Source organism: Pelistega suis (genome assembly GCF_013133795.1).
In the GTDB taxonomy this organism is placed as follows: domain Bacteria; phylum Pseudomonadota; class Gammaproteobacteria; order Burkholderiales; family Burkholderiaceae_B; genus Taylorella; species Taylorella suis.
This window is the reverse complement of sequence record NZ_JABGBN010000008.1, coordinates 54,159-76,319: the sequence shown is the minus strand read 5'-3', so window position 1 is coordinate 76,319 and position 22,161 is coordinate 54,159. Positions and strand designations below refer to the sequence as shown.

General features: G+C 41.0%; 19 protein-coding genes and 1 riboswitch. Of the genes, 6 read left to right on the top strand and 13 right to left on the bottom strand.

The genetic code is table 11. The features are described from left to right. Positions 1-100 precede the first annotated feature (100 nt). Both HKX39_RS09160 and HKX39_RS09155 read left to right on the top strand, forming a co-directional pair. Complete coding sequence (locus HKX39_RS09160; protein WP_171681024.1) at positions 101-829, top strand: DUF6088 family protein; 729 nt, start codon at positions 101-103, stop codon at positions 827-829. Beyond that, entirely contained in the window at positions 826-1,797 is a 972-nt protein-coding gene (locus HKX39_RS09155) for a nucleotidyl transferase AbiEii/AbiGii toxin family protein (RefSeq protein ID WP_171681023.1), read from the top strand. The genes HKX39_RS09160 and HKX39_RS09155 overlap by 4 nt, the downstream gene beginning before the upstream one ends. On the opposite strand, the gene epsC is transcribed toward HKX39_RS09155, so the two are convergent. The 12 genes from epsC to metK all read right to left on the bottom strand — a co-directional run bounded on the left by epsC (position 1,794) and on the right by metK (position 17,575). Next, entirely contained in the window at positions 1,794-2,732 is a 939-nt protein-coding gene (gene epsC / locus HKX39_RS09150) for a serine O-acetyltransferase EpsC (protein WP_171681022.1), read from the bottom strand. The two genes, HKX39_RS09155 and epsC, sit on opposite strands and share 4 nt — an antisense overlap. A 9-nt stretch (positions 2,733-2,741) precedes the next feature. Beyond that, positions 2,742-4,136, bottom strand: coding sequence for an efflux transporter outer membrane subunit (locus HKX39_RS09145; RefSeq protein ID WP_171681021.1), 1,395 nt, complete (start codon positions 4,134-4,136; stop codon positions 2,742-2,744). Positions 4,137-4,147: 11 nt separating this feature from the next. After that, positions 4,148-7,234 (bottom strand): efflux RND transporter permease subunit, encoded by a 3,087-nt coding sequence (locus HKX39_RS09140; protein ID WP_171681020.1) that lies wholly within the window; start codon positions 7,232-7,234, stop codon positions 4,148-4,150. Further along, entirely contained in the window at positions 7,231-10,308 is a 3,078-nt protein-coding gene (locus HKX39_RS09135) for an efflux RND transporter permease subunit (protein ID WP_171681019.1), read from the bottom strand. The genes HKX39_RS09140 and HKX39_RS09135 overlap by 4 nt, the downstream gene beginning before the upstream one ends. After that, positions 10,305-11,483 carry an MdtA/MuxA family multidrug efflux RND transporter periplasmic adaptor subunit gene (locus tag HKX39_RS09130; RefSeq protein WP_171681018.1) on the bottom strand — a complete coding sequence of 393 codons (1,179 nt, stop codon included), beginning with the start codon at positions 11,481-11,483 and terminating at the stop codon, positions 10,305-10,307. Before HKX39_RS09130 ends, HKX39_RS09135 begins: the two co-directional genes overlap by 4 nt. Before the next feature lie 116 nt (positions 11,484-11,599). Further along, complete coding sequence (gene zapD, locus HKX39_RS09125) at positions 11,600-12,355, bottom strand: cell division protein ZapD (RefSeq protein WP_171681017.1); 756 nt, start codon at positions 12,353-12,355, stop codon at positions 11,600-11,602. A gap of 9 nt (positions 12,356-12,364) precedes the next feature. Next, positions 12,365-12,988 carry a dephospho-CoA kinase gene (gene coaE / locus HKX39_RS09120; protein WP_171681016.1) on the bottom strand — a complete coding sequence of 208 codons (624 nt, stop codon included), beginning with the start codon at positions 12,986-12,988 and terminating at the stop codon, positions 12,365-12,367. A gap of 7 nt (positions 12,989-12,995) precedes the next feature. Beyond that, positions 12,996-13,451 (bottom strand): prepilin peptidase, encoded by a 456-nt coding sequence (locus HKX39_RS09115; RefSeq protein ID WP_171681015.1) that lies wholly within the window; start codon positions 13,449-13,451, stop codon positions 12,996-12,998. 187 nt (positions 13,452-13,638) lie between these two features. Beyond that, positions 13,639-13,845: a LuxR C-terminal-related transcriptional regulator gene (locus HKX39_RS09110; RefSeq protein ID WP_171681014.1), complete on the bottom strand. Its 207-nt coding sequence runs from the start codon at positions 13,843-13,845 to the stop codon at positions 13,639-13,641. A gap of 137 nt (positions 13,846-13,982) precedes the next feature. Continuing rightward, the gene (gene metF / locus HKX39_RS09105) at positions 13,983-14,819 is read right to left on the bottom strand and encodes a methylenetetrahydrofolate reductase [NAD(P)H] (protein ID WP_171681013.1); all 837 of its coding nucleotides are present in this window, start codon (positions 14,817-14,819) and stop codon (positions 13,983-13,985) included. A 1-nt stretch (position 14,820) separates the two neighbouring features. Next, positions 14,821-16,218 carry an adenosylhomocysteinase gene (gene ahcY, locus HKX39_RS09100; RefSeq protein ID WP_171681012.1) on the bottom strand — a complete coding sequence of 466 codons (1,398 nt, stop codon included), beginning with the start codon at positions 16,216-16,218 and terminating at the stop codon, positions 14,821-14,823. Between the two features lie 103 nt (positions 16,219-16,321). Then, positions 16,322-16,398: riboswitch (S-adenosyl-L-homocysteine riboswitch) on the bottom strand. Between the two features lie 10 nt (positions 16,399-16,408). Continuing rightward, positions 16,409-17,575, bottom strand: coding sequence for a methionine adenosyltransferase (gene metK, locus HKX39_RS09095; protein WP_171681011.1), 1,167 nt, complete (start codon positions 17,573-17,575; stop codon positions 16,409-16,411). A 253-nt stretch (positions 17,576-17,828) separates the two neighbouring features. Here metK and HKX39_RS09090 point away from each other — a divergent pair, with 253 nt between their 5' ends. Continuing rightward, on the top strand, positions 17,829-18,725 hold the full coding sequence (locus tag HKX39_RS09090) for a lysophospholipid acyltransferase family protein (protein ID WP_171681010.1): 897 nt from the start codon (positions 17,829-17,831) through the stop codon (positions 18,723-18,725). On the opposite strand, the gene pyrE is transcribed toward HKX39_RS09090, so the two are convergent. Then, entirely contained in the window at positions 18,722-19,387 is a 666-nt protein-coding gene (gene pyrE, locus HKX39_RS09085; RefSeq protein WP_171681009.1) for an orotate phosphoribosyltransferase, read from the bottom strand. The two genes, HKX39_RS09090 and pyrE, sit on opposite strands and share 4 nt — an antisense overlap. Positions 19,388-19,590: 203 nt before the next feature. Between pyrE and HKX39_RS09080 the strand changes: the two genes are divergently transcribed. The 3 genes from HKX39_RS09080 (at position 19,591) to HKX39_RS09070 (ending at position 22,144) form a co-directional block, all read left to right on the top strand. Beyond that, positions 19,591-20,388 carry a DODA-type extradiol aromatic ring-opening family dioxygenase gene (locus tag HKX39_RS09080; protein WP_171681008.1) on the top strand — a complete coding sequence of 266 codons (798 nt, stop codon included), beginning with the start codon at positions 19,591-19,593 and terminating at the stop codon, positions 20,386-20,388. Positions 20,389-20,479: 91 nt separating this feature from the next. Further along, positions 20,480-21,340 carry a DMT family transporter gene (locus HKX39_RS09075; protein WP_171681007.1) on the top strand — a complete coding sequence of 287 codons (861 nt, stop codon included), beginning with the start codon at positions 20,480-20,482 and terminating at the stop codon, positions 21,338-21,340. An 18-nt stretch (positions 21,341-21,358) separates the two neighbouring features. Then, on the top strand, positions 21,359-22,144 hold the full coding sequence (locus HKX39_RS09070; RefSeq protein WP_171681006.1) for an exodeoxyribonuclease III: 786 nt from the start codon (positions 21,359-21,361) through the stop codon (positions 22,142-22,144). Positions 22,145-22,161: the final 17 nt, after the last annotated feature.

Here is a 22,161-nt window from a genome sequence, read left to right as displayed (position 1 = left end):
TAAATTAGAATATTTTTAAATAAAAATAATATCAATAATTTAAAATAATAAAAGTCAAGTTTTTAACATCAAAAACTTGACTTTTATTAAATTTATTATCATGACTATCACTAGTAATATATACAAGAAAATCAATCAACTCCCCAACGGAAAAACCTTTGGGTATGCTGATTTACACATTGCCAAAAATGACTATTCTGCAGCAGCTAAAGCCTTATCTCGTTTAGTTGAGAAAAATTTTATTAAAAAAATTTCAAAAGGCATTTTTTATAAACCTGAGCAGACATCTTTTGGTGAATTAATGCCCGATTACCAAGAGTTGCTCCGACCATATTTATTCAAAAACGGGAAACGCATTGCTTATGAAACGGGAACTTCTCTCTACAATCGACTAGGTTTAACTTCTCAAATACCTTTTCGTATAAAAATCGCTAGTATACATAAGCGCATCAACATTGATGGCAAAATATTAAAAACACAAGCAGTAAAAAGCTACACCAAAGTCACTAATTCAAATTATCAAATTCTTGGATTATTGGATGCATTTAAAGATATAAAACATATTCCTGATTGCTCTATAACTCAAGGTCTTCATCGACTCAGTGCTATTATTAATGAATTAACTCATCAACAACAAAAAGATTTAATTAAATATGCCCTCCTTTACCCTCCAAGAGTGCGTGCATTATTAGGTGCCATATTAGAAAACGAGAATAAAGAAGTCACCCTTTTAATAAAACTAAAAGAAAGCCTAAACCCCTTAACCACCATCCAACTGGGTGTAACCAAAACTGAATTACCAACAAAAAACAACTGGTATATCAAATGAAACTACACACTGATAAAGCCCTTTTTAATGATGCCATTCGATTTACATCGCAGCATCTCAATCTAAAACCAGAATACATCGAAAAAGACTATTGGATTACATATACGCTATTTACTATTTTCCATAGCAATCTAGGGCAAGAAGTTGTTTTTAAAGGAGGAACTGCACTGTCTAAATGTTTTAACTTAATAGAGCGATTCTCTGAGGATATTGATTTAATCGTATTACGAAAAGAAGGTGAAACAGACAATCAACTAAAAACAAAACTAAAAACAATTAGCTCTCTGGTTGACAAAATATTACCTAGTGTAGAAATTGATGGTCTCACCCATAAAATGGGGATGAATAGGAAAACAGCTCACACGTACAACAAAGAATTCAAAGGCAATTATGGACAGGTACGCGACGTTATCATACTAGAATCAACTTGGCTAGGACATCATGAACCATTTACAACTAAACCCATTATTTCTTTTATTGGGCAGATGATGCTCAATATGGGGCAACATCAACTTGCAGAAACACATCACTTACTTTCATTCAATGTATCTGTCTTGGATCCAAATAGAACCCTCTGCGAGAAAATCATGTCCTTGGTTCGTTTCTCTTATAGCAATACCCCAATAACGAGTTTAAAACAAAAAATCAGACATACTTATGACTTACACCAACTACTAAGCCAATCAGAGTTTGAGAGATTCTTTCAGTCAAAAGCTTTCGATATCATGCTACAGAAAGTAGCTCAAGACGATTTCATTAGTTTTAAAAATAATAACCAATGGTTACATCATCATCCAAATGAAGCTCTCGTGTTCAAAGATTTAGAGTACATATGGAATGAGCTTAAAAATACGTATACCAACGACTTTAAATCGTTGGTATATGGAGAACTGCCAAATGAAAAAGATGTACTTAATACACTAAAAATGATTAAAGACAGAATAACTCACATCAAGTGGGTTCTCTAAAAATCACAATTCTTAGAATGTGAGCTCACAATACGGACAAAATCCCCTGCGGGAACATCATCGGTTACCCAAGTATTACCCCCGATAATCGCATTTTTACCGATAGTAATACGCCCAAGAATAGTTGCACCTGCATAAATGACAACACCGTCCTCTACAATAGGATGACGAGCCAGTCCTTTATGTAAGGTGCCATCCTTATCCGCAGGGAAACTTTTCGCTCCCAATGTTACCGCCTGATAAATACGCACATTCTTACCAATAATGGCTGTTTCACCAATCACCACACCTGTGCCATGATCAATAAAACAACCCGCTCCAATTTGCGCTCCCGGATGAATATCAATACCTGTCGCACTATGCGAAATTTCTGCAATAATACGTGCCATTAAGGGCACATCTAATTTATACAGTTCATGGGCAATACGATGATAAATCATCGCTTGAATACCGGGATAACACAATAAAACTTCGTCAACACTACGCGCAGCAGGGTCTCCTGCATACGCCGCCATCACATCACTATCTAATAAAGCACGAATTTCTGGCAATTTTTTAGCAAATTCACGTACCACCCGCTCCGCGGCTTTTTCAATAGCACAATCATCCATCTCATCATGGCGATGATGATGTTTCTTTTCTAGCTTAATCTGCGTTAATAAGGCACTTAATGCTAAGCCAATGGTATAACCCACATAAAAGTCCTCATTCTCTTGTAGCAAATCATCTGGCCCCAAACGCATAGGAAATAAGGCGCCCGTTAATTGTTTGACGGCCTGATCAATCGCGTGAGGCGAAGGCAAATGACGCCCCCCTACCTCATTTAAACGATGCTGTGAAGTACGCCATTTTTGACGTACCTCTCGTAATCCTTTGACAATTTCTTCTTGATCAAATTTAAAAGGCTGTTGACCATCACATTTAAAAAAAGGCATATTTCCTACCTATCGTATTTGAGCTGTTGGTACTTGCCAGCCACCACCAAACGCCATGATTAAATCCACGGCGGCATTTAATCGCTGGTTCATCAGCTGCAAAGCACTAATTTCGGTATTATAAGCCGTATTTTCTACTTGCGTCACACTAAGATAATTCACCAAACCTGCCTGATATTGATTTCGCGTAATTTTGAGCGACTCTCGTGCTGCCGCTAAAGCCCTTTGCTGAACACTATGTTGACGATTTAAGGTATTCAATAAAGTCATATTATCTTCTACCTCTTTTAAGGCATTTAATACTGTCTGACGATAAGCAGCGACTTTCCCTTGATACTGAGCCGTACTACTTGCGACCGCTGCAGAGCGAGCTCCACCATCAAAAATAGTCAGCGCCAATGCTGGTCCTAATGACCAGAAATTCAATGGTGCCGATAACCAATTCGCCAAGGTATTTTGACTTAACCCACCACTCACACCTAAATTTAAACTCGGAAACCACACCGCTTTTGCAATACCGATTTCCTCGTTTGCCTTAGCCACAGCACGTTCTGCAGAGTAAATATCGGCTCGATGCCATAAAAGTGAAGCCGGTAACACCGTGGGAATGCTAGGAATCGTCATGACAAAAGCCTCTTGGGGGATAGTCACCTGACTTGGCGCTTTGCCCAATAACACCGCAATCGTACTTTCATATTGTTGACGTGTCGACTGAATATTAATCGCCTGTGCTCGTGCATTTTCCAATTGCGCCATCGCACTTACCACATCAGCACGTGCGGCAACACCTTGATCATAGCGATTTTGATTTACTTGCACAGCTTTCTCATAGCTAGCCACTATACGATTGAGTAAAGCAATCTGCTCATCTGTCATTCGCAAACTAAAATAGGCTTTCGCTAACTGGGCTTGCAGACTTAAACGGATATTGGCCACATCCGCTTCACTCGCTTGAGCCGCATTTTTGCTTGCTTCAAGCTGTCGGCGAACCTTTCCCCATAAATCCACTTCCCAACTTAAAGAGCCCGTTGCTTTATATGTATTCGAAATACCGCTTTGATTATCCCCTCCTGAACGTGTGTAATCCGCACTTGTCCCTAAACTTGGAAATAACCCTGCACGAGAAGAACGAACACTTGCCATTGCCGCCTCATAAGTCGCCAAAGCCTCAGCAATTTGGAAGTTTGATTGATTTAACTCTTGCATTAAGCGATTTAAGGTATCATCCTTAAATCGTAACCACCAATCTTCTTTCTCTAGACTTTCTTCACTCATTTGTACCCAATCTTGAGTGCTCGCCTTATATTTTTCCCCTACCTCAATAGCAGGCGCCTCTTTATAATCTGGACCTACTGCACAAGCAGTGAGCATGACCGACAAGATAATGACACTAAGTTTTCTCATACTATTTCACATTAAACAACTTGCTTCTTAATAAAACGATGACGCATCTTATCCAATAATAGATAAATGACCGGGGTAGAATACAGCGTTAAAATCTGACTAAGTATTAAACCACCTACAATCGTCACGCCCAATGGTTGACGCATTTCCACACCCGCTCCTGTGGCGACAATCAAGGGAACAGCACCAAAAATCGCCGCTACGGTAGTCATCATAATGGGACGAAAACGCACAACACAGGCTTCAAAAATAGCCTGTTCTGGTGTTTCATTTAATTCGCGTTCACGACTCACCGCAAAGTCCACCATCATAATGGCATTTTTCTTCACAATACCAATTAATAAAAACACACCAATAAGTGCAATCAGGGTGAACTCCATATCAATCAACATAAGTGCCGCTAAAGCACCTACCCCTGCCGATGGTAAGGTAGACAAAATCGTCAACGGCAAGACAAAACTTTCATACAAAATCCCCAATACGATATACATCACTACAATGGCCGCAAGAATTAACAACGGTTGTTGCTGAGTACTTTGTTGCAATAACTGCATATCGCCACCACCCTCAACCTGAATTAAGTTGGTAGGTAAATTAATCAGTTCCAACGCACGATTAACGGCTTGATTGGCTTGTTGCATCGTAATACCCTCAGCTAAGTTATACGATACCGAATCAGACACTTGTAAGCCTTGGTGACGTACGCTCGCTGGCGCAGGTCCTGTGGTAAAAGTAGCGACACTACTTAGAGGAACTTTCGCACCATCACTCGCGATTAAAACAATGTCTTTGATAATATTGGGATCTTGAGAAAACTCTCGTGCAGCACTCATCACCACATAGTATTGATTTAAATCCTCATAGATCACTGAGACCTGTGATGAACCAAATAAATTGCCTAAGGTCCCAGTGACTAAGCTCATATCGACACCAAGACGCTTCACGGCATCGCGATCAATCTGCAACTCAAAACGACGTCCACTATCTTGCGTTCCTTGCATGACATCTTTAAGTTCAGGCAATTGTTCTAAAGCGACTTTCACCTTAGGTGTCCATTCTCTTAACACCTCTAAATCACTTGCCTTGAGAATTAAATCTTGCGAGCCGGTAGAGCCTCCAGGAGGTCCACCACCCATTCGAATATCTTGCTGAAGAACCAAAGATAACTGTGTGCCCGGTACTTGACCAAACTTTCTGCGTAGATTATTAATGACTTCTTGTCCGCCTAACGTTCGCTCACCGATAGGCTTTAATTGAATCATCAAAAAGCTGCTATTAGAACCTCCTCGACCACCCGCATAACCCATCACCGTTTCAACATTTGGATCCTCCACGATAATCTTACGGTAATAATCCAATTTAGGTAACATGGCTTGGAAAGAAGTTCCTTGGTCTACCCTAAAAAAACCCATCACTACGCCCGTATCTTGTGTAGGAAAAGTCCCTTTAGGAATGGTGATAAACATATAAACATTTAAAGCGATAGTCGCTAAAAACATCAATAAGGTTAAGAACTTAAATTTCAATGCCCATCGTAAACTACGTTGATAAGCTGTTTGTAAAAACTCAAATCCCTTATCAAACCAACGAAATACAAAAAACTTCTTTGACGTATGACTTTCTTGGCGTAACCAGCGAGAACATAAACTAGGCGTCAATGTTAACGAAACAAGTAAAGACACCAAAATAGATAAGGATAGCGTCATTGCAAACTCTTTAAACAACACGCCAATGAGATTATTCATTAATAGCAATGGAATAAAAACAGCAATTAAGGACACGCTCATACTTAATACGGTAAACCCTACTTCCTTGGCACCCTGTAATGCCGCCTTATAGGGACTCATGCCTTTTTCAATGTAGCGCATAATATTTTCTAGCACCACAATAGAATCGTCCACCACAAACCCTGTCGCGACGATCAATGCCATTAGCGAAATCGTATTTAAGGAGTAACCGAGTAAATAAATCGCGATAAACGTACCTAGTAAAGAAACCGGTACACTAATGGCAGGAATCAACGTTGCTCGCCAATTTCCCAAAAAGAACCAAACCACAAAAATGACCAAACCAATAGCGATGATTAACGTTAACTCCGCCTCATGTAAAGTGGCTCGAATACTTGGACTACGGTCTTGTACAATCGATAGCGTCACTTCATCAGGCAATAAAGCACGTAACTCCTCTATATTTGCCTTAATGCTATCCACGGTTTTAATGATATTAGCTCGCTCTTCTCGACGAATCAGAATATTGACCGCTTTATCATTATTATAAAAACCACTATTAAACTCACTCTCGATATAATCATAAACATTGGCGACATCTTTAAGTTTTAAAGCGTTTTCACCTTGCCAACGAATAACTAAATCTCGAAAGTCAACTGCTTTATTTAATTTGCCATTCGTCTTGATTTGCCAACGATATTCTTCATTTTCAACTAAACCCGCAGGGGATAAAGTATTCGCTTGACTAATCGCTTGTCGAACTTCAGCCAAAGTCACACCATACGCTGCGACCGCATAAGGGTTTAAATCTACACGCACGGCAGGTAGAGAGCTCCCTCCCAAAGAAACTTCACCCACTCCCTCAATTTGCGATAGTTTTTGACTTAGAATCGTACTCGCCAAATCATAAAGCTTACCCTGATCATAGCGTGTTGAGGTCAGTGCCAACGCCATAATAGGCATAGAGGATGGGTTCAATTTACGATAACTGGGGGGCGTCTTCATACTACTAGGCAATAGAGGGCGAGCAGCATTAATTGCCCCCTGAACTTCCTGCGCCGCAGCATCAATATCTTTATTAATATCAAACTCTAAAAAGATACGCGTACTTCCCTCAGAACTATTAGAGCTCATTGAACTCAATCCTGAAATACTCCCCAATGAGCGCTCTAACGGTGTGGCAATACTGCTGGCCATATTCTCAGCACTTGCTCCTGATAATTGAGCTTGCACAAAAATCATGGGGATGGACATTTGCGGTAACGGCGCTACTGGCAACAAAAAATAACTAATCACGCCCATCACACTCATTGCCAAGGCCAGCAATGTTGTCGCAATGGGACGATGAATAAATAGGCCTGTAAAACTCATTCTTGCCCCGCTTGGTGGGTTCCCATGCGCTGAAAACGGTGAAAGAATAAATAAATCACGGGTGTCGTAAAGACTGTCAATAACTGACTACATAACAATCCACCTACCAACACTAAACCCAAGGGCGCTCTTAACTCAGCCCCTAAGCCTGTCGATAGCATCAAAGGAATAGCGCCAAACAAGGCGGCTAATGTTGTCATTAAAATCGGTCTAAACCGCAATAAGGCCGCCTTATGAATAGCGTCTTTAGGAGGTAACCTTTCTTCACGCTCAGCATGTAGCGCAAAGTCAATCATCATAATGGCATTTTTCTTGACGATACCAATGAGTAAAATAATCCCGATAATACCAATCATATCTAAGGATTGTCCGGTCAACATTAATGCCAATAATGCCCCAATCGCTGCAGACGGTAAAGTAGATAAAATCGTGACAGGATGAATATAACTCTCGTATAACACACCTAAAACAATATACATCGTAAAGACTGCCGCCAATAATAACCACAGCGTATTCGTCAAGGAGCTTTCAAAGGCTAATGCTGACCCTTGCAACTGCAGACTCACACTACTTGGTAACCCAAGTGTATCTGCGGTTTGATAAATATCATCTACCACTTCTGACAAGGCATAACCCTCACTCAGGTTAAAGGAAATTAATGCGGCAGGGAACTGGTCTAGTCGCTGTTTTTCTAACTCCATGGCACCATGCTTAATCGTCGCAATACTATCTAAACGTACCATACCGTCTTTACCGGCGACATAAATATCGTTAAGGTTATCTGGCGATTGTCTAAACTCTTCTGCCACCTCAAGAATCACACGATATTGAGCAGACTGTGTAAAAATCGTCGACACCAATCGCTGACCAAAGGCGTTATATAAAGCCTCATCAACACTCGCCATTGTCACACCGAGTCTCGAAGCAAGCTCGCGGTTGACCTCAACACTAACTTGTAACCCATTGGTCTGGAAATTATCCGTCACTCCCCATAAGCCAGGTAAGGTTTTCAATCGTTCAACCACTAGAGGAACCCATTCTTTAAGTAATTCCCCATCTACTGCACTCATACTTAACTGATACTGCGTCCGAGAAACTTGTGTATCAATCGTTAAATCTTGTACAGCTTGCATATAGACTTGAATATCGGATAATTGCCCGACTTTCTCTTGTAATCGCTGCATGACCTCCTGCACAGAACTACGCTCACGATCATTATGCAATTGGACCAAAATACGCCCTGTGTTCAATGTAGCATTTGAACTATCCACACCGACAAAAGAAGAAATAGAGGCGACATCAGGGTCTTGCTCAATTAAAGCAACCACTGAAAGTTGTCTTTCAGAAATACGCTTAAACGAAGATGATTGTGGTGCTTCCGTGACCATCTGGATCATTCCCGTATCCTGTATAGGAAAAAAACCTTTCGGGATGGCAAGATACAAAACCGCCGTCAATACCAAGGTTCCTACCGCAATCAATAAGGTAAGGGCTTGATGCCTCAACACCACATTTAATGCTTTTTCATACCATCGGTATATCACATCAATCGTTTCTCGTAATACCGATTGCAAACGACTCTCTTTATGTGACACATTGCTTTTTAGTAAATAGGCACAAAGCATAGGCGTCAGCGTTAAGGAAATAAGCAGCGACAATAAAATCGCCACGGCTAATGTCACCGCAAACTCTTGGAATAAGCGCCCAATCACATCTCCCATAAACAGTAATGGAATTAAGACAGCAATCAGAGAAATAGTTAAAGACACTAGCGTAAATCCAATTTCTTGAGCCCCCTTTAAAGCCGCATTTAAAGGACTTTCACCTTCTTCTATGTGTCGTGCAATATTTTCAATCATCACAATAGCATCATCAACGACAAATCCCGTCGCAATCGTTAATGCCATTAGCGATAGATTGTTTAGGCTATAGCCCAGAAAATACATAATAGCGAACGTACCCACAATGGATAACGGCACCACCACCGAAGGAATAAATGTTGCTGTTAGGCTTCGTAAAAAAACAAAGGTGACCAATACCACCAATGCAATCGCCATCATCATTTCATTTTGAACATGGGTAATGGATTGTTTTACAGAAATGGTTCTATCCGATACCACATCAATTTCAATCGTATTGGGTAAGCTCTGACGCAAGCTAGGCAAGAGTTGTTGTACTTTTTGAGCAACTTCAATCACATTGGCATTAGGTTGACGCTGAATATTCAACAGCAAAGCTGGCTGCTGACCAAACCAAGCCGCTTGACGAATATCTTCTGCATCACTGACTACGTCTGCAACATCTTTTAGGCGCAATGCTGCACCATTGTTGTAAGTAAGAATAAGCTCTTTATATTGTTCTGGCGTACGTAACTGTCCATCAGCATAAACCGTTGTTGAACGTTGTGGACCGTCAAAATTACCTGTGGGTGAATTAATATTATTCGAATCAATAGCCGTTCGAATATCATTCAAACTTAAACCATTACTCGCTAATTTTTGAGGATTAACCTGTACACGTATTGCCGGTTTTTGCCCACCAGAGATACTTAATAGACCTACACCGTCCAATTGAGCAATTTTTTGTGCAATACGCGTTTCAACTAAGTCACGTGCCTCATGCAAAGGTAAATTATGCGACACAATGGCCAAGGTCATCACAGGCGTATCTGCTGGATTGACCTTGCTATAAATAGGGGAGCTGGGCAAATCAGCGGGCAATAAATTGCTCGCTGCCGTAATAGCAGCTTGCACTTGTTGTTCTGCGACGCTCATAGACAAATTCAGTGAAAACTGCAACGTAATCACTGAATTGCCTGCTGAGCTTGATGAGCGCATAACCGTCAATCCCGGCATTTGACCAAATTGACGCTCCAAAGGACTGGTGACCAAAGAGGCCATAACCTCTGGACTGGCCCCGGGATATTGCGTAGTGACCTGAATAGTCGGATAATCTACCTGAGGCAAAGCAGAAACCGCTAACTGCTTATAGCCGAGAATACCACCCATCACTAATGCAATCATTAATAACAGCGTGGCAACCGGTCTTAAAATAAACTGTCTGGAGATATTCACTTCACAATCTCTACTTTGCTGCCATTACGTAAACGATCTAATCCCTCTATCACGACTTTATCCGTCTCACTCAGTCCTGAAAGAATCTGCGTTAAACCGTTATTGACCACCCCAAGACTAATCGCTTGTGTTTTTACCGTATTATCATCTTGGACAAGGTACACAAATGCCCCTTCGTTATTGTATTGAATCGCATCATTACTCAAAACCAAGGCTCCCTGAATGTCTTGTAATACAATTTTTGCATTCACAAATTGATTAGGGAACAGCTGATAATCTTGATTATCAAAACGCGCCTTTAGTTTAACCGTACCGGTCGTGCTATCTACTTGGTTATCCATAGACACTAATACGCCCTGCGCTAGCTCTCTCGAATTATCTTTGCTCGAAATACCTACGCTCAATTTTTTTCCCGCATAAAAGGCCTTTGCCACCTTATCAATATAACTATCAGGAATCGCAAAACTAACATCAATAGGTTGTGTCTGTGTAATAACCACCAAACCCTCTGTACTATTGGCGGTAATTAAATTGCCTACATCAACCGTCCGCAAGCCTAGTCGACCATCGATAGGAGCCACAACAGATGTATAACCTAAATTAAGCTCTGCCTGCTCTACTGCAGCTTGTAATGTCTTTTGATTGGCTTCATATTCACGCACCAAAGCTTGCTGTGTATCCACCTCTTGTCGTGCAATAGAGTCTTGTTTGAATAAGGTTTGATAACGTTTTAAATCCTGACGAGCATTATTTAACTTCGCCATATTCTGTGCTAATGAGCCTTTTGCTTGATCTAATGCCGCTTGATAAGTTCGCGGGTCAATCTTTGCCAAGACATCACCCTTTTTAACTAATTGACCTTCTTCAAATAAAATAGCTTGCAAAATACCATCAACTTGACTACGTACCGTCACCGACTGTGATGGAATGACCGTCCCTAAACTACTCACGACTTCCTGAATAGCCGATGGATAAGCATGTGTGACTTTTACTAAAGTACTCATCGCTCCCATGCCTCCTCTTGGCTCTCTACTGCCTGTGGCGACAGCACCACCAGACGAATTACTTGAGGAGGAGGACTCAGTAGAACCTGATATTGACGATGGGAAAAAATAATAATAACTGGCTCCCCCAATGATAAGAGCCAGTAGTAATAATTTAAGCAATGTGCGCATAATTGAAAAATGAGTATATTTTTCAATATTGTCGCTTATTTAACGCTAAGAATGGTTAATAGGCAATGTTTTGAAACAAAATTTAATACGCTTTTAGCTTTTGTCGTCGCTTAGGGTTATAACTGGCAGAGTGCCATTTTAAAACCCACCGCTTCCTTCACTAAATGATGACGAAAATGCTCATTGATTTGAAAAAAACGAATCATCACAACATGTTTATTGCCACTAATTTCAGGATAGATTCGTTTACCCTCTGGCACCCAAACACGTGCCATTTGGTAGACCTTGCCCCCAATTGATTTTTCAAAAACACCATTAGGTTTGCTACTTTCCATATTTGGCACAGCAGCCTCTCTAAGAACAAGTAAATTCTCATGAATAGCATCATATAAGGGCATAAAAGGTTGAATCAGCTCTTGAAGCACATGCTGACGCTCTAATTCATGACCACTCATCCATGCCGCATAGGCAGGAAAATCCATGGCTGATGTCGCACCGGGTGTCAAAAAACGGTTTTTTAAAGTCAATAACCACTCATTCTCACGGATATGACTACCTAATTTACTCGCATTGGCAAGCGTTTTGGCAACCTTATCTAATCGTTCTGTAGTTTCATCTAAGGCCTTAAGATTCACTTCAGGAAAATGACGATAGGCCTCTAAACTCTGCTTTTGCTTTTCAATTTCCTGTAATACCCAATTACGACAATCTCCTCGATCACAGACATCCATTAATTGAAATAAGGTCGCAAAAGCCACATGCTGATTATCAGTAGAGAGGCTCTGACCAAACGCAAATAATTGTTTGAAGATATACTCCAAACGAATCATAAAACGCGTCCTTTCATTAAAGGGATGTTCGTATAAAATCAATGTCGTCTCTTAGGCAGTATGTAATGCTAACCATTGGTGATGTAAATGATTAACTTGTTCGGCTAACATACTTAAATTTATCATATTTCCATTGTTAATCATATCATCAGCATAACGTTTTCGCTCTTCTCTTGTCGCTTGATTTCGCAAAATATGTAACACCTCTTCTCGACTCAAGCCATTGCGTGCTTGGACACGTGCAATTTGCGTCTCCTCCTCACAGTCCACCACACAAATGCGCGTTAACCATGAACGATAACGATCAACTGACTCAATCAATAGTGGAATATCAAAAACAATATAAGGACTTTCTTGAGCTGACAAGGCCTGCTCAATCATCTGCTCACGAATCAAGGGGTGCATAATCCCCTCCAATGTCTTTTTGGCTTCAGGACGAGAAAAGACAATCCCTCTCATCACCGCACGATTTAAAGCATTATCCTCGGTAATCACCTCATCGCCAAAAACCTCTCGAATAGCAGGAATAGCTAAACCATTCGCATGTGTTAGCTCTCTAGAAATTTTATCTGCATCCACAATCGCAATGCCTTTATCGGCTAACATTTTTGAAACCGTTGATTTTCCAGAGCCAATACCACCCGTTAACCCAATAAATACGCGTTGATATTCCATTTAATGCCTATGTAAGCAATAATATTAACCAAGCAGACAAACAAATCCAAGGCGCAAAAGCAATGGACTGAACGCTACTCATCTGCGTTAATCTTAACATAAGCACATAGGACAATCCCATCAATGTAGCAAGAAGCATTAGCCATAACCACCTATCCATGGGAAATAAGAAGCTCAAAATAAGCAGTAAATAAATATCCGCAAGACCTATACCTTGGCGAGTGATATACCATAGTAAACCGCTCATCAACCCCATTTGTATTTGACTCTCCCAGAATATCGTCTGATTGAACGCATAACGATAAGTCACAATGAATAATGCTAGACCACATAACAAGCGCAAGGGAAGTAGTCGCAACTTAAAATCTAGACTCGATACCAATACAAAAAAGCTATATAGCCCGAATAGCACACCCAACGGCACTGTAATCGTCAATGGCAAAGCATAGCTCCAAATAAGCATATAAAGTATTGCCCAGAACAATAGGCTGCGATAAGAAGAGCTTCTTTGGTAGGTCTTATGCTGATAAAAATAAACGTGTCGAGGAAACTGGCAATAGCAATGATAAATAAAGAAACGATACCAACATAAAAGATAGGTAAAAACAACAATTAATATGCCGTCGATAAATATCTGTATCATCATGCGATTACCTGTAGCGCGCCAGCATAGCCACTAGCTCAACCGCATTTTTAACATGAAGTTTTTTAAAGATACTGGCACGATGAGCTTCTATTGTTCGAATCGAACAACCTAATTTCATGGCACAAATCTTATTAGGGAATCCTCGGGAGATAAGCCACATCACTTGTATTTCGCGAGGAGTTAAATCACAAAGCACTTGTTTTATTTGCATATTACTGCCCTCTCTTTTTAGACAATACTCTAACAAATCAACAAGTTAAAAAACAATAAGACAAAAATATCATAGGATATTCTTGCCTTATTGACAGCACTCACTAAATACTATTATGCGAGAAACATACGCTCAAGCTATATCGTCAAATTACGCCAAATCGCTAATGTCGCTGCTGATTGATTCAAGGTATAAAAATGAATACCCGGAACACCATGATCTATTAATTTCTGACACAGCTCTGTCACCACTTCCGTACCAAATGCTTTAATAGAAGCACGATCATCACCAAACTCGGCTAAACGCAAACGAATCCAACGTGGGATTTCTGCGCCGCACATTTGTGAAAAACGGCTTAACTGTGAGAAGTTTGTAATCGGCATAATACCCGCAACAACAGGGATATCAACACCTTTAGCTTGTAACCGCTCTACAAAATCAAAATAAGCATCAGCATTATAGAAATACTGGGTGATAGCACTATTCGCACCCGCCTTAACCTTAGTAATGAAATGTGCCAAATCATCGCTTGGCGACTGCGCTTGCGGATGCATTTCTGGATAAGCGGCGACTTCAAGATGGAAGTAATCGTCATAATGCTGACGAATCAGTGCAACTAAATCACTCGCATAGCGCAAGCTATTGTCCATCAAGCCCATACCTGAAGGCAAATCACCACGTAGCGTGACGATTTTTTTAACACCCATCTGCTTGAACTGCTCTACAATCGCTAGAATCTGTTCGGGTTTATTACCAATACACGATAAATGTGGAACTGCCTCAAGCCCTTGTGCTTTTAACATACGGACGGTTTCTATCGTACCGTCCTGTGTTGAACCACCCGCACCAAACGTTACACTAAAGTAATCAGGCTCGACAGCCAAAAGCTCCTGTGTAGTTTGTTGCAATCGTTCTCTCGCCGCCTCATCACGAGGCGGAAAGAACTCTAGGCTAAAAAAATTCTGACGACTCATCTTAGTAACGGTAGTGATCTGGTTTATAAGGACCATCCACAGAAACGCCGATATAGTCAGCTTGTTTTTGTGAAAGTTTCGATAAATTCACACCAAGTTTTTTCAAGTGTAAACGCGCGACTTTCTCATCTAAATGTTTTGGTAAAACATACACTTTACCTGATTCATAATGTTCACCACGCGTAAATAACTCAATCTGAGCAATGGTTTGATTAGTAAATGATGCTGACATCACAAAAGATGGGTGTCCTGTCGCACAACCAAGATTGACTAAACGACCTTTAGCTAAGAGAATAATACGCTTACCATCAGGGAAAATGACATGATCCACTTGTGGTTTAATCTCTTCCCACTGCAAATCCTCTAAAGCAGAAACTTCGATTTCATTATCAAAGTGACCAATATTACACACGATGGCTTCATTTTTCATTTTTTCCATATGTGCACGAGTAATCACGTTGTAGTTGCCTGTTGCTGTGACAAAAATATCGGCTTTATCCGCCGCCTCTTCCATTGTGACGACTTTATAGCCTTCCATAGAGGCTTGTAACGCACAAATTGGGTCAATTTCACATACCCACACCTGAGCACGTAATGCGGCTAATGCTTGAGCACAACCTTTACCCACATCACCAAAACCGACAACCACAGCCACCTTACCAGCCACCATCACATCGGTCGCGCGTTTAATACCGTCCACTAATGATTCACGACAACCGTACAAGTTATCAAATTTTGACTTCGTCACAGAATCATTGACATTAATCGCTGGAATACGCAACTCACCCTTTTGAGCCATTTGGTAAAGGCGATGAACACCTGTGGTCGTTTCCTCGGTCACACCTTTAATCTGTGCTAAACGTGTTGAATACCATGTTGCATCTTCTGCTAATTTCGCACGAATAGCTGCAAACAAAATACGCTCTTCTTCGCTCTGTGGATTATCCAACACCGAAATATCTTTCTCTGCCTTTGAGCCTAAATGTAATAAGGTGGTCGCATCACCGCCGTCATCTAGAATCATATTGGCTTGCTCACCCGGCCATTCAAAAATCTTATGAGTATATTGCCAGTATTCTTCGAGTGTCTCACCTTTAACAGCAAACACAGGGATACCACGTGCCGCAATTGCTGCTGCTGCATGATCTTGTGTTGAGAAAATATTGCATGATGCCCAACGTACTTCTGCGCCTAAGGCGACTAACGTTTCAATCAGTACACCTGTTTGAATCGTCATATGTAGGCTACCAGCAATACGCGCACCTTTAAGTGGTTGTGATGCGGCAAACTCCTCACGTGTCGCCATTAACCCTGGCATTTCGGTTTCAGCAATCGAAAGCTCTTTACGACCCCAATCTGCTAAACCAATATCGGCAATTTTGTAATCTACTGTACTCATATTATTTCATCCTTTTCATCTTAAAAATAAGGCTTATTGCCCAATGTTTATCGATAAATTCTGCATAAAAAAGACGCTCATCTCTATATGCACAATTAGGCAGATAAGATGAGCGCCGTTATTTCATTCCTTTTACCCTGAGCCTAGCAGAGAATCTCTGGTGCAGCGCTCCTCAGCGTAAAATTACTCTTTATTTTGCAGCTGCTTTTAGTGCAGCGGCTTTATCAGTCGCTTCCCAAGTAAACTCAGGTTCTGAACGACCAAAGTGTCCATATGCCGCAGACTTACTATAAATAGGACGCAATAAATCAAGCATTTGTACGATACCGCGTGGACGTAAATCAAAATGCTCGCGCACCAATTTTGCTAACTCAGCATCAGGAATCACACCTGTACCCTCAGTATACACGGTGATATTAATTGGCTCTGCTACACCGATAGCGTAACTCACTTGAATTTGACATTGACGAGCTAAACCTGCTGCAACAATATTTTTCGCAACATAGCGAGCAGCGTATGCGGCTGAACGATCCACTTTGGAAGGATCTTTACCTGAGAAAGCTCCACCACCGTGAGGGCAAGCACCGCCATAAGTATCTACAATAATCTTACGACCCGTAAGACCACAATCACCCTGAGGACCACCAATCACAAAAATCCCCGTTGGATTAATAAAGAACTTTGTATTAGGCGTAATCAATCCCTCTGGGAAACTTGGTTTAATAATTTCCTCAATAACCGCTTCTTTAATTTGTGCTTGTGATACATCTGGATGATGCTGAGTCGATAACACAACTGTATCTACTTCAACAGGACGTCCGTCAACATAACGGAAAGTCACTTGTGATTTTGCATCTGGACGTAACCACGGCAATGTACCGTTTTTACGTAACTCACTCTGACGTTGCACTAATCGATGCGAATACCAAATGGGTGCAGGCATCAAATCTGGGGTTTCATCACAAGCATAACCAAACATAAGACCTTGGTCGCCCGCACCTTGATTTAAGATTTCCTCTGGAGAGCGATCAACGCCCTGAGCAATATCAGGTGATTGCTTATCATAGGCCACTAATACGGCACAACCTTTGTAATCAATACCATAATCCGTATTATCATAACCAATACGTTTGATTGTCTGACGTGCGACATCAATATAATCCACATTAGCTGTTGTCGTGATTTCACCCGCCAACACCACCAAACCTGTATTACATAAAGTTTCTGCAGCAACGCGAGCATTTGGGTCTTGTTCTAAAATAGCATCAAGAATGGAGTCAGAAATTTGGTCAGCAACTTTATCTGGGTGCCCCTCAGAAACTGACTCAGAAGTAAATAAAAATTCGTTTTGTGACATGAGAATGTGCGTCCTGAAAAATAAAAAAGGAACGCGTAGCAACTTTAAAATAAGTGCGACGCTTTAGCGGCTTTTGTGTTTCGCCCCGCAAGTTGTCTGGTTTAACTCAGCGAATTTAGTTTGCTATTTTAATTCAAAAACCTATCAATAGGTAAAAAACCATTATTTTCATAAGATTATTCTTTATCTGCTTTTAAAACCAAGACACTCACTTTCTACACATAAGAACCTTATCTTCCTTTACAATACCTTCATGATAGAAAAGAGCCTTAAATACCGTTTTATCGAGTTTGTTTTTAAAAGCATTGGCAAACTATCACATAAAAACCGCCTAAGATTAGGTGCAGGTTTATCGTGGTTGTTCCCAAAGCTAGCTAAGCGTCGTACACATATTGTACGGACGAACCTACGCCTATGCTTTCCTGAAGTAGATGATGTACAACTTGAAACATGGGTAAAACGCAATATCCGCCTTACCACTCAATCCTTTATTGATCGTGGGGTATTATGGTATGGCTCTACTCAAAAAATCCATGAAATTGCCCAATTAAAAGGATTTGAAAATCTTCAAACATTACTCGATACGCAAGAATCGATTATCATCCTCGCACCTCATTTCATTGGTTTAGATACCGCAGCAACTGCACTATCAATACGACTAAAAGAAGCTTGCACGATGTACAAGTCTCAACGTGACCCAAGTATGGATGATATTATTCGTAAAGGGCGTGGACGATTCAATAAGATACATCTGCTAAGCAGGAAGGACGGCTTCCGAGGGCTAGTGCGTTTCCTCAAAAAAGGAATTCCGCTTTATTATCTACCTGATATGGATTTTGGACGCAATGAATCTATCTTTGTTCCATTTTTTAATATCCAAGCGGCCACCTTACCGAGTACAGCACAAATTGCCAAAATGTTTAATGCTAAAGTCACTCCTATAGTGACTTACCTAGATATTGATACAGGCATTTATCATATTGAGCAACTACCAGCTCTCGAAAATTTCCCCGGTGAAGACAGTATTGAAGAAGCAACCGCTCGTGTTAATCGCTTATTAGAAGAGTGGATACGAAAAGACCCAGCACAATATTACTGGGTCCATCGTCGCTTTAAAACTCGCCCAGAAGGCGAGGCAGGTTTTTACTAAACGCCGTATTTGGCACGATAAGCCGCTACACGCGGTTGGTGTTCTGCAAAAGCACTATCTTGCTCTAAGAGCTGCATAATATCATTCAAAGAAGCAATGCTCACGACAGGCATACCGTATTTTTGTTCAACCTCCTGAACTGCCGAATGTACGGATAATGCATCATCTGCACCTGCACGCTCCATACGATCCAAAGCAATCAATACCGCTGCTGGCTCAGCACCTGCTTGTCGAATAATCTCTACTGATTCACGTACTGAAGTCCCTGCCGTAATCACATCATCAATAATTACCACCTTTCCTTGTAATGGCGCACCCACTAAAACACCACCTTCACCATGATCTTTGGCCTCTTTACGATTAAATGCAAAAGGCACATCTTTACCCAAGCCAGCATGACTACCCAAAGCAACTGCCGTTGTCGCTGCCAATGAAATACCTTTATAAGCAGGTCCGAACAACATATCAAACTGTACACCTGACTCAACCAATGCATTTGCATAAAACTGAGCCAACGCACCAATGGAGCGACCACTATTAAAAAGCCCTGCATTAAAAAAATAAGGACTTAATCGACCTGATTTCACTTTAAATTCACCAAACTTCAATACCCCTTGTGCTAAAGCAAAGCGAACAAAATCAAGACGATTATTTTGAGACATAATAATTTCCGTAAGTAAGTGATTTAAAAGTCTCATTTTAATACGAATTCCCTCCGTACACCAATGCCACCCTCGCTATCTTTGTACAAGATATTTTCCTACTAGGAAACACAGCATCGCCTAAACTAACCTTTATCTAGAGAAAACACTCTCTTACAATAGATCATCTCTTCTCGTCTTTTACGACCCATGAAAGGATTTCTATGAAACAACCTATTTACTTTATTTCTCACGGAGGCGGTCCTTGGCCGTGGATACCCGAATGGAATAGCGACTATAAAACGCTCCGACACGCTATTGAGCAAATTCCTTTGGAACTCCCAGAGCGCCCCAAAGCCATTTTAATGATTTCAGCACACTGGATAACGAAAGGGCAACTTGCCATTATGAGCAGCCCTCAACCCAGTATGCTCTATGACTATTATGGTTTTCCAGAGCATACTTATCATATCCAATATCCTGCTCCCGGCAACCCTAAACTTGCTCGGGAAATAAGCCATCGTCTCACAAAAGCCGGATTTATTATCACAGAAGATAATGAGCGTGGATTTGATCATGGGGCATTTGTTCCTCTCGCTCTTGCCTTTCCAAAAGCAGATATTCCCATTATCCAGCTCTCTATTGAGCGTTCATTTGACCCACTTTACCATATCCGCTTGGGAGAAACTCTTGCCCCTTTACGCGATGAAGGTATTCTCATCATCGCAAGTGGTTTGAGCTTTCATAATATGCGTCTATTTAATCCGCAAGGTCACCGTCCATCGATGGAATTTGACCAATGGTTACAACAGCAATTACATAAACCTCAAGCGCAACGCATAGACGCATTAGTTCATTGGGAGCAAGCTCCTTCAGCACGTATTGTACACACCAATGAAGACCATCTTATCCCCTTAATGGTAGCGGTTGGTGCCGCTGGTGAGGACACCGTCACCATTCACTACCATGAAGACCATACAATGGGTGGGGTAACAGTCAGTGGATTTAAATTTAGCCGTTAAGTCTTTGAGCCATTCATTAAACGCCTTACCTTAATACATCAACTTATGCTAATCTAGGGAGTATTGTTTCTTTCACCTTAGTTTACTCTCTATGACGAACCATCAAAAAGGGCTAACCTTTGCACATCTGGCTGCCATACTATTTGGCATGACAGGTATTCTGGGCGCTCTTATTCAAGCAGACGCTAGCTTTATCACCTTTGGTCGAGCTAGCTTTGCCTTTATCAGTTTGGGATTAAGCGCTGTTTTACTCAAACTATCATTACGCGAGAATATTTCCCCTACGTTAACTCGCGCTCTCCTCTTATCAGGCATATTACTTGCCGTACATTGGGGTACCTTTTTCCTCTCCATTAAAGTCGGTGGTGTTGCCATGGCGACCTTGGGTTTTGCGAGTTTTCCCGCCTTTATCACTCTTATTGAACGCTTTGTTCTAAAGGATAAAATTAGTCTTACCTCTTGGATACTCGTTACCATCGTGATGGTTGGTTTGATTCTTGTCTCACCAGAATTTGATTTAAGAAATACCAATACTGAAGGTTTGCTATGGGGAATTTTGTCAGGATTTTGCTTTGGTAGCCTTGCGGTGGTCAATCGTACTATTGGTCAGCGACTACATCCGATTAGCATTGCTTTTTGGCAAAATTTGATTGTCGCTATTGTCACTCTACCCTTTATCTTTTTTATGGACATGACTATCCATACGAACGACCTCCTCTGGTTGGCGGTTTTAGGGATTATCTGTACTGCATTCTCGCATTATTTATTCGTTAGTAGTGTCCAATATATTAGTGCTCGCACAACCGGTCTTATTATTTCTCTCGAGCCTGTTTATGCTATCGTAGTGGCTTGGTTATTATTTAATGAAGAGCCAACGCTAAAAATGATTATTGGGGGAATATTGATTATTGGTGCGGCCATCTATCCTCAAGAAAAACAATCTTCCCACTAAACTTAGGAATATAAACTCGTGTTAAGAATTACTTCTGTTAATGTGAATGGTATCCGTTCAGCCGCTAAAAAAGGTTTTTTTGAATGGTTAGATAAACATCAAGCGGACATTGTCTGCTTACAAGAAATTAAAATCAGCGATGCGGATTTAACGGATGAATTACGCCATCCATTACATTACCAAGGACAATTTAATCATGCCGTCAAAAAAGGATACAGTGGCGTAGGTATTTATACGAATCTCCCCGCCGAATATTCGATAGGCATGGGCTGTGATGAATTTGATGCCGAAGGACGTTTAATTGTGGCCAACTTTGGTAAATTAACCGTTATCAGCGCCTACTTACCCTCTGGATCAAGCAGTCCTGAACGTCAAGAAGCCAAATTCCGCTTTTTAGATAAATTTGGACCATGGATTGATGCTATGATGAAACATCACCGCGAAACGGGTCATGAATACATCATCTGCGGTGACTGGAATATCGCACACAAAGAAATTGACTTAAAAAACTGGAAAGGCAATCTCAAAAATTCAGGTTTTACACCTGAAGAGCGTGCATGGATGACACAACTCTTTGAAGAAAGAGGTTTTGTCGATGTCTTCCGAGTCCTCAATCAAGAAGCAGACCAATACACATGGTGGAGCAATCGTGGTCAAGCATGGGCAAAAAACGTAGGTTGGCGTATTGACTATCACATCGCTACACCGGGAGTTGCTGCTAAAGCCCGTGCGGCTTATATTTATAAGGATGAGCGATTTTCTGATCACGCACCACTCACTATTGATTATGATGTAAGTTTATAAATCCTCTTACCTATCTT

Excerpts from the sequence above, each read along its gene's own strand:
- HKX39_RS09160 (WP_171681024.1), top strand. The coding sequence starts at position 101 with ATGACTATCACTAGTAATATATACAAGAAAATCAATCAACTCCCCAAC.
- HKX39_RS09155 (WP_171681023.1), top strand. The coding sequence starts at position 826 with ATGAAACTACACACTGATAAAGCCCTTTTTAATGATGCCATTCGATTT.
- epsC (WP_171681022.1), bottom strand. The coding sequence starts at position 2,732 with ATGCCTTTTTTTAAATGTGATGGTCAACAGCCTTTTAAATTTGATCAA.
- HKX39_RS09145 (WP_171681021.1), bottom strand. The coding sequence starts at position 4,136 with ATGAGAAAACTTAGTGTCATTATCTTGTCGGTCATGCTCACTGCTTGT.
- HKX39_RS09140 (WP_171681020.1), bottom strand. The coding sequence starts at position 7,234 with ATGAGTTTTACAGGCCTATTTATTCATCGTCCCATTGCGACAACATTG.
- HKX39_RS09130 (WP_171681018.1), bottom strand. The coding sequence starts at position 11,483 with ATGCGCACATTGCTTAAATTATTACTACTGGCTCTTATCATTGGGGGA.
- coaE (WP_171681016.1), bottom strand. The coding sequence starts at position 12,988 with ATGGAATATCAACGCGTATTTATTGGGTTAACGGGTGGTATTGGCTCT.
- HKX39_RS09115 (WP_171681015.1), bottom strand. The coding sequence starts at position 13,451 with ATGCTTATTTGGAGCTATGCTTTGCCATTGACGATTACAGTGCCGTTG.
- HKX39_RS09110 (WP_171681014.1), bottom strand. The coding sequence starts at position 13,845 with ATGCAAATAAAACAAGTGCTTTGTGATTTAACTCCTCGCGAAATACAA.
- metF (WP_171681013.1), bottom strand. The coding sequence starts at position 14,819 with ATGAGTCGTCAGAATTTTTTTAGCCTAGAGTTCTTTCCGCCTCGTGAT.
- ahcY (WP_171681012.1), bottom strand. The coding sequence starts at position 16,218 with ATGAGTACAGTAGATTACAAAATTGCCGATATTGGTTTAGCAGATTGG.
- metK (WP_171681011.1), bottom strand. The coding sequence starts at position 17,575 with ATGTCACAAAACGAATTTTTATTTACTTCTGAGTCAGTTTCTGAGGGG.
- HKX39_RS09090 (WP_171681010.1), top strand. The coding sequence starts at position 17,829 with ATGATAGAAAAGAGCCTTAAATACCGTTTTATCGAGTTTGTTTTTAAA.
- pyrE (WP_171681009.1), bottom strand. The coding sequence starts at position 19,387 with ATGTCTCAAAATAATCGTCTTGATTTTGTTCGCTTTGCTTTAGCACAA.
- HKX39_RS09080 (WP_171681008.1), top strand. The coding sequence starts at position 19,591 with ATGAAACAACCTATTTACTTTATTTCTCACGGAGGCGGTCCTTGGCCG.
- HKX39_RS09075 (WP_171681007.1), top strand. The coding sequence starts at position 20,480 with ATGACGAACCATCAAAAAGGGCTAACCTTTGCACATCTGGCTGCCATA.